Annotated in this window: 4 protein-coding genes; all 4 read right to left on the reverse strand. The window is 55.9% G+C overall.

The features are described from left to right. Nucleotides 1-3 precede the first annotated feature (3 nt). Nucleotides 4-2361: a type VI secretion system Vgr family protein gene (locus tag FU672_RS03140; protein ID WP_148242106.1), complete on the reverse strand. Its 2358-nt coding sequence runs from the start codon at nucleotides 2359-2361 to the stop codon at nucleotides 4-6. Next, the gene (tssH, locus tag FU672_RS03145; protein ID WP_148242107.1) at nucleotides 2358-5030 is read right to left on the reverse strand and encodes a type VI secretion system ATPase TssH; all 2673 of its coding nucleotides are present in this window, start codon (nucleotides 5028-5030) and stop codon (nucleotides 2358-2360) included. The genes FU672_RS03140 and tssH overlap by 4 nt, the downstream gene beginning before the upstream one ends. Nucleotides 5031-5193: 163 nt before the next feature. Next, a complete protein-coding gene (locus FU672_RS03150; RefSeq protein ID WP_148242108.1) occupies nucleotides 5194-5685 on the reverse strand; it encodes an Hcp family type VI secretion system effector in 492 nt (163 codons plus the stop codon). 2 nt (nucleotides 5686-5687) lie between these two features. Further along, the gene (locus tag FU672_RS03155; protein WP_148242109.1) at nucleotides 5688-7298 is read right to left on the reverse strand and encodes an OmpA family protein; all 1611 of its coding nucleotides are present in this window, start codon (nucleotides 7296-7298) and stop codon (nucleotides 5688-5690) included. Nucleotides 7299-7362: the final 64 nt, after the last annotated feature.

Here is a 7362-nt window from a genome sequence, read left to right on the forward strand (position 1 = left end):
ATATCAGTCATTAAATGACTTACTGCTCATTTTATTTTCCTGAGTGATGTCCGTCAGGCTGAAATTGGGTGTTTCGTTGGGGAGATTTGCGCCTGTGCCTGGCACCAGATAGTCAGACGTTTTCATAATGAACTCACCAGATGAACCATGCTCAATCCCGTTCTTACTCAGCCTCAGGTAAGACCCGCCACCGTTCAGTATCAGGGTTTCCGGGGTGTTGATAATGATTTCGTTTTCACTACTGGTCACGGTCAGCTGCTGTTCAGAAAACAGTGCCATTGTGTTGTGCTGAGCCTGAATCTCGATGTCCCCCTGGTTGGCAACCAGCTTCGCCCCTTCTTTATGCACAAACAGACCGAGAGCTTTTCCTACCGTGACAGACAGATTTTTCATCGCACCGATATCAAGATGTTGACCGGCATTGATCATGGTATTGCAGGTACTGCTGAGCTGAAAGTGTTCGCCTGAGGTCAGTGCCACCCCCTGCGGAGCACTACCCAGCAGCACCGCAGACTGGAGGTCTTTGATTTTGTCGGTCACAAAACTAATCTGGGTATTGATATCACTGACCAGGGCTCCGGCGGCTTCTGCGGCACTGTTCAGGGCCTGCATCTGGCTGTTGGCCTGGTTAATCTGACTTATCGCAGGGGCCATTTCCAGTACCGGTCCCTGGGCTTTGGCCTGGGCATCCGCCGTCAGGAACAACCCTTTTGCCGCACGTACAGCGCCATGCTCATCCGTACGCAGTTCAAAACCGGCACCGCGCTTTTCACGCTGGCCATTGACCAGGTGTCCCATATTCAGCTGCGTTTTGCCGTATTCCGTCGCGAGTTTGATATGCTCTTCCTGGCGCTTATCCTCCATCCGCAGCTTATTGTTCGCCGGCGTGCGCCACACGTTCCGCGTATGATTGTCGCTGGTGACAGGGTCCGGATGTTCTGAATCATGCAGGGCATAGGCGATGTAGGGCCGATCCGGATCTCCGTTGTCAAAAATGACGGCCACTTCAGTTCCGTCGATAAGCGGAGAGTGGAATCCGTAGGTATCACCGGCATAGGGTTTAGCCAGTCGCAGCCATAAATAGGCATAACCCTGTTCAGGACTGTTACGGTCAAAGTCCAGTTTCACACGGTAGCGCCCTTCCGGGTCGAGCCAGGAATAGGTGTCGCCTTTTTGTGTGCTTTCCACCCGGGCAGGCAGCGAGCCGGATATCACCGGACGATTGAGCAATGCCGGACGCCAGCAGACGGTTTCGCTATACGGGATGCCTTCAAAGGTCAGAGTAAAGCTACTTTTTCGTGAGCCGCTGGTGCGCACCGTGGTGATGACGATGCCTTCTTTGACGGTATCGGGAAGCGTTCCATCAGTTTCCAGTACCTGACCAGGAGCCAGATGAGGGCTGGAGGAGTGCCCGGTGACGTGATATTGCGCATTCAGAATGCGTTCGTGACGCAGACGGGCGAAATACGCTCCGGTCTCTGTGCTTTCAGTATCACCTTCTGTCAGGAAGGGCTCCGCATAATGATACGTTTCCCCGGTGGTGATCCCTTCCTTACTGAAAATGCTTTCAGTGCTGTCCTGAGGTTTCAGCGCTTCGCGGTAGTTGTAGTCACGGGTGGCCACACTTCCGCTCACCACATTGTATGCGGTCTGAATATCCCAGATGCTCTCCTGCCCGCTGTCACTCATCCCGGCCTGGTTGCGTAACGGCAGCGTGACGCCAAACTCATACTGCTCCTGGCTGTCCTGAAAAATCACCACGTCCTGTTCAAGACGGCTGTCCATTTCATAGCGCCAGTAAATGCCCACCTCCGCCAGCAGGCGCTGAATAAACTCAAGATCGGTTTCCCGCCACTGGGTGATGAGTTCCCGGGATGGATACTCCCGGGAGAGCCGGAACTCAAAATCAGGCCCTTCCAGACCGTGTTTACGCAGTACCTGTTCAACCACCTCAATAACCGACTGATTGAGGTAGATCTCGCTCCCTTTCGTATAGTCCAGAAGGGCAATACGGGGAACGATCGTCAGCGCGTAACGGGTATCCTCACTGGACGTGGATATCCGGCGAAATGACTCCACCACCCCATAAACCGTCCTGACCGGCAGCGCCGGTGTTCCGTCAAACACGGGGGTCTGGAAAGTGAATGACGCTGGTTTCAGCAGTAACGCGTCGCAGGCAATATCCGCAGAGGAGCAGGTGACCGCCACGTCATAGCGCCAGGGCTGGCTGAGTGATTCAACCGCGCTGTAACGCAACACATCCAGGAAATGGCTGCATTCATGCACATCAACCCTGTACCGTGATTGCCCTAAAAGCTGTTGCACCACGCTGGTAGCCTTGTTGATCAGGGAACTGCTCATGCCGACTCCCCTTCTGCCTGTGCGTCAAACGCCAGCACAATGCCCTCTTCTTCATCCCAGGTCAGCTGTAGAGAGGACGGTTTTTGTTTTGCCGCCATATGGCTTAATAACTGCTGGCTCAGAACCGGCAGGATCTGCTGGTTAAGCAGGCTGTCCACGTTGCGGGCACCGGTATCCGGCAGCAGGCACGCCTTCGTCAGCGTGTCGATGAGACTTTCTCCAGTGTGAGTGGAGATACCATAGTGGCGTTGCAGGCGCGTGCTCACCTGTGCCAGCTTGATGCCGACGATGGTGCGCATGGCATCCATTGCCAGCGGGTGGTATATCACCGTCTGGAAGCGAGCCAGCAGTGCTGGCTGGAAATGATCGCGCAGGATCGGGCGTAACAACTCATGCAGGTCGCTCTCAGTGGCTTCTGGCTGCTCTTCCAGTAAATGCATCAGCGGGTCACTGCCCAGGTTGGACGTCATCAGGATCACGGTATTGCGGAAATCAATTTCACGCCCTTCCCCGTCCCGCATAAAGCCCCGGTCAAAGACCTGATAAAACAGGTTCATCACATCCCGGTGGGCCTTCTCCACTTCATCGAGCAGCACCACGCTGTACGGCCGCTTACGGACTGCCTCGGTGAGAATGCCGCCCTGACCGTAGCCGACGTAGCCAGGAGGAGAACCCTTGAGCTGGGAGACAGTATGCGGCTCCTGGTACTCGGAGAGGTTGATGGTGATAAGGGATTTCTCTCCGCCAAAGAGTTCATCCGCCAGCGCCAGCGCGGTTTCGGTCTTGCCTGTGCCGCTCGGACCAACCAGCAGGAACACACCCTGCGGACCGTTCTCCGGGGCGAGGCCTGTTTTCGACGCACGCAGGCGCTGTGCGATGGCATTCAGCGCCGCATCCTGGCCCACCACGCGTTTGCCGAGGTTATTCTCCAGGCGCAGCAGCTCCGTCTGCTCATCCTTCATCAGCGAGGAGAGCGGCACGCCGGTCCAGTCGGCGATGACCGTGGCAACGGTTCGCGCATCCACGTCTAGGCCCAGCAGCGGATTGTTTCGCTGCACGATAGTGAGTTGCGTCTGCAGGTCACTAATTTCTGCCTGGCGGGAGATATCCGTGCGGCAGGCGAGCAGTTCTTCCGTCAGCTTCAGCTCCTGGCCGTACTGCGTTTCCCGCTCGTCGAGCTGCAGGATAATGCAGATTTCATCCTGTTCGATGGCGGCCAGACGTTCGCCGTGAGCGCTGTTGCCCACCGCGATATCTTCCAGCAGCGCCTGTTTCTCCATATCCAGCGCCGTGAGCTGCGCTTTAAGACAGGTCAGCTGTTCCGGCACCGTATCCAGGCTCATGCGGATACGGGCGGAGGCGGTGTCCAGCAGGTCCACCGCCTTGTCCGGCAGCTGACGACCGGTGAGGTAACGTCTGGAGAGCGTGACGGCCGCCTTTACTGCCTCATCGGTAATATGCACCCCGTGGTGCTCTGCGTAGCGTGACTTGAGGCCGCGCAGCATAAGGCAGGCGGTGTCGTCGTCCGGCTCGTCCACTTTGACCATCTGGAAGCGGCGCTCCAGGGCAGCGTCACGTTCGAAGTACTGCTTATATTCACTCCAGGTAGTGGCCGCTATGGTCCTAAGTTCGCCTCGCGCCAGCGCCGGTTTCAGCAGGTTGGCCGCATCTGCCCCGCCCGCCTGATTACCCGCCCCGATAATGGTGTGGGCTTCGTCAATGAAAAGGAGAACCGGCAGCGGCGACTGCTGTATCGCCTCGATGATGTTTTTCAGGCGCTGCTCGAATTCACCTTTGACACCCGCTCCCGCCTGAAGCAAACCCAGATCCAGTGTCCTGACAATGACGGGCTTAAGACTTTCGGGCACATTGCCCTCTGCAATACGTAGCGCCAGGCCTTCAACCAGGGCCGTTTTGCCAACGCCTGGCTCACCCACCAGAATGGGGTTGTTCTTACGTCGTCTGGAGAGAATATCCACCATCTGGCGGATTTCGTTATCGCGTCCAAAGACCGGGTCAATCTTTCCTTCCCGGGCACGGGCGGTCACATCAACTGTAAAACGATTGAGAACGGACTCTTCCTGTGAAACGGCAGGCTGTGCACTTCCGCCTTCAGCCTGGTTTTGTGCTTCATGTTGTAACGGTGCCGCCCGGCCAATAATGCTGACATTGCCAGGCTGTTCACTGAGCGCAGCCTCATGCCGCTCATCCGACTGGGCTTCCAGCAAGGAACGTAAACTTTCCAGCTGGCTGGTGGTCAGCGTCATCAAAGGCCAGAGGCCATCGCAGCGCGTCAGCCCTGACGTTTCAATCATGGCCGTGAGCAAATGTATGCTGCGGATCTGCTCATCTCCGGCGAGTGTGGCTGCAAGCCAGGCCTGTTTCAGCAGCATCTGGAGGGAAGCAGAAAGCTCCGGGCGTGTGCGAACTGAACGAGGCTGTGCATCCAGCCAGCTCAGGAGTGACTGCCAGACGGCATCCATATCCCATTCATAGCGGCGAGCAAGAACGGTCAGGTCACCTTCCCCCTGTTCCAGCAGTTTCAGCAGCCAGTGCTCAGGCGTGATTTCTGCATGCGCACGGGTCTGACATAAAGATGCAGCCCCTTCCAGTGCTCTGGCGCAGTAAGGGTTAAGTCGTCGTAGCAGGACTGCTGAATGATGTTCCATGTCGTTCCCTCTTGTTCAGGCACGCTACCGCCCCTGGCCGTCAACCGATGCCCATAAGGTTCATGCCAATAAATTGTGAGACTGCTCTGCAAAGCGTCCGTCTGACAGGCGCTGTGCGGAGCAAAACAAAAAGGCGGACAGAAGTGATCTGCCCGCCAGGGTCTTACGCTGTGGTGCGTTCGTTCCAGGAATCGGAATGAATGATGTTGCCGTCTTTGTAGGTCCAGGTGATTTTTTCGTAGCGCAGCTCGATCTGCTCAAGGTGGTTATGCTTCTCGAAAGAAGGATCCTTGATGTCGTGCATTTTCGGTGCAACTTTCACCAGCTTGACGTTTTCCAGTTTGGTGTTGAAATACTCAACTTCCTGGCCTGCGTCGTTGATTTTGTACCACTTGAATTCAGCAGACTTCAGGGTCTGGCCCGTGGTCACGGCTTTGTAAAGGTACGGGCTGGAAGAGTCGATCTCTTTGGTAAACAGGAACGGCGTGTGAATACGGGTTCCGGTCAGTTTGCCAGTATTGTTATCGGTCGGGATGTACAGCTTGTGTTCCTGAGCAACGACCTCGATGCTTCCTTCACGATCTTTCACATCTACGGAACCCTTGATGTCAGCGCCGCCATCGTCTTTCAGCCACAGATAAACTGGAATTGCCATGTTTACTTCTCCATTTCTTGAGTTGAAACGTCACGTACATCCTGTGACGCATGTTTTGCGCCTGGCAGACGACAGGCGTCAGCCTGCGGTACCAGACTGATTTCGACACGCCGGTTATGCGCACGGCCATCAGGTGTGTCGTTTGATGCAATCGGTCGGCTGTCACCGTATCCCTGCACGGCAAAACAGCTTTCAGGTACGTCTCCGGTATCACGCATCCAGTTACGGACGGCCTCCGCTCGTTGTAAAGACAGGGTCTGGTTGAGCTGAACGCTGCCGGTATTGTCTGTGTGGCCGCTGACCACGATAAGCCAGCCTGGTCTGGCTTTGATCCCCACCAGTGCGTTGACGAGTATTTTGGTAGAGCCGTCTTTGAGTGCCGATTTGCCGGAATCAAACAGCGACATGCTGTCGAGTCGTACAATTTTGGGTACCGGTTTTGGTTCAGGGGTGGGTGGTGGTGTCCAGGTATCGATAGCCTGCTGCAAGGCCAGCCACAGGCGTTGCCCCGGGTAATAGCCCAGGCTGTAACGTAAAGGCTCTCCCTGACGCTGCCAGCGCTCAAGCAGGAGCGCATCCTGTTTCAGGGCGGCGAATGATTCCGCCTTAGGACGGTAATGGTTCATCGGGATAGCATTCCAGCGCTGTAAATCGGTGCTTACCTGACGGATCAGATCACGATTGTTAAGCACAGAAGTCCCCAATGCGGTCAGGACACACAGCCACATCAGCAGAACCAGACAACGGGTACGCTGGCCTCCCTGTACCGTCGACGCAAAAGGTGCCAGTAGCGGCAGAACCGCATCCGGGAACAAGCTTGCCGGGGCTGTCTGCCCTGACTTTCGGGAAAACTGCAAACAGGTGCGGGAACAGAGCCAGTCGGACCAGACTGACTGTGTCTCAGTAAGGACGGTACCGAGGCGCATTGCCACGGAAAATGCTCGTTCAGGAGGCGTTAACCGATCAGGCTTTTCAAGCTCATCAGCCAGCGTATTACGGATAAAGGAAAATGCCTCGCTGACGGCTGGCAGTGCCAGGATATTGTCTTCCGCCTGCTGCCAGTCAATGAATGCCTGCGGCGAATCATTAACCGGACAGACAATCGGCTTATCACCCCGAACGATAATCCACGGCGTTTCAGGCCCGGAAAATTCTGCACTCAACACAACCGGCAGTGTGAAACCCGTCAGGGATTTAATCTGCTTACACTGCTGGCGGAGCGTTTTCAGTGCGGAACGAAGAACGGCTTCATCCTGATGATGGTCTGGCAGGCAACGGTACATCACCGAGAGCTGACCGACCTGGCGGGGGAACTGCGTCTGGATACTGCGGACAACGTCAGTTAACTGGCTGACGTCACTGGCCCGTAGCCACCATCCCTGGGCTGTTTTACGCAGAGGGCTTCCCTGAAACAGCGCATCCAGCATGTCACCACACACCAGTACAACGGGGCCCTGGGTGTCGGGTAATGGCAGTTCAGCAGCTGAAACGGTGGCGTCGGATACGGGTTCCTCACGCCGACAGTTTTTAAAGACAGTCCAGCCTGCCAGAAAGAGGATCAGCAGCGTGGTCAGGCCTTTAAAGACGTTGCCTGTCGGAATATTAGACGTCAACTACCTTGGCCGATACGCGTCAACTACTCTGGCCGCCTTTGAGTTATTTCTTAGCTGACTGCTG

Source organism: Enterobacter asburiae (genome assembly GCF_008080435.1).
In the GTDB taxonomy this organism is placed as follows: domain Bacteria; phylum Pseudomonadota; class Gammaproteobacteria; order Enterobacterales; family Enterobacteriaceae; genus Enterobacter; species Enterobacter asburiae_C.

Coding starts and splice junctions, on each gene's coding strand:
- FU672_RS03140 (WP_148242106.1), bottom strand. CDS start 2,361: ATGAGCAGTTCCCTGATCAACAAGGCTACCAGCGTGGTGCAACAGCTT.
- tssH (WP_148242107.1), bottom strand. CDS start 5,030: ATGGAACATCATTCAGCAGTCCTGCTACGACGACTTAACCCTTACTGC.
- FU672_RS03150 (WP_148242108.1), bottom strand. CDS start 5,685: ATGGCAATTCCAGTTTATCTGTGGCTGAAAGACGATGGCGGCGCTGAC.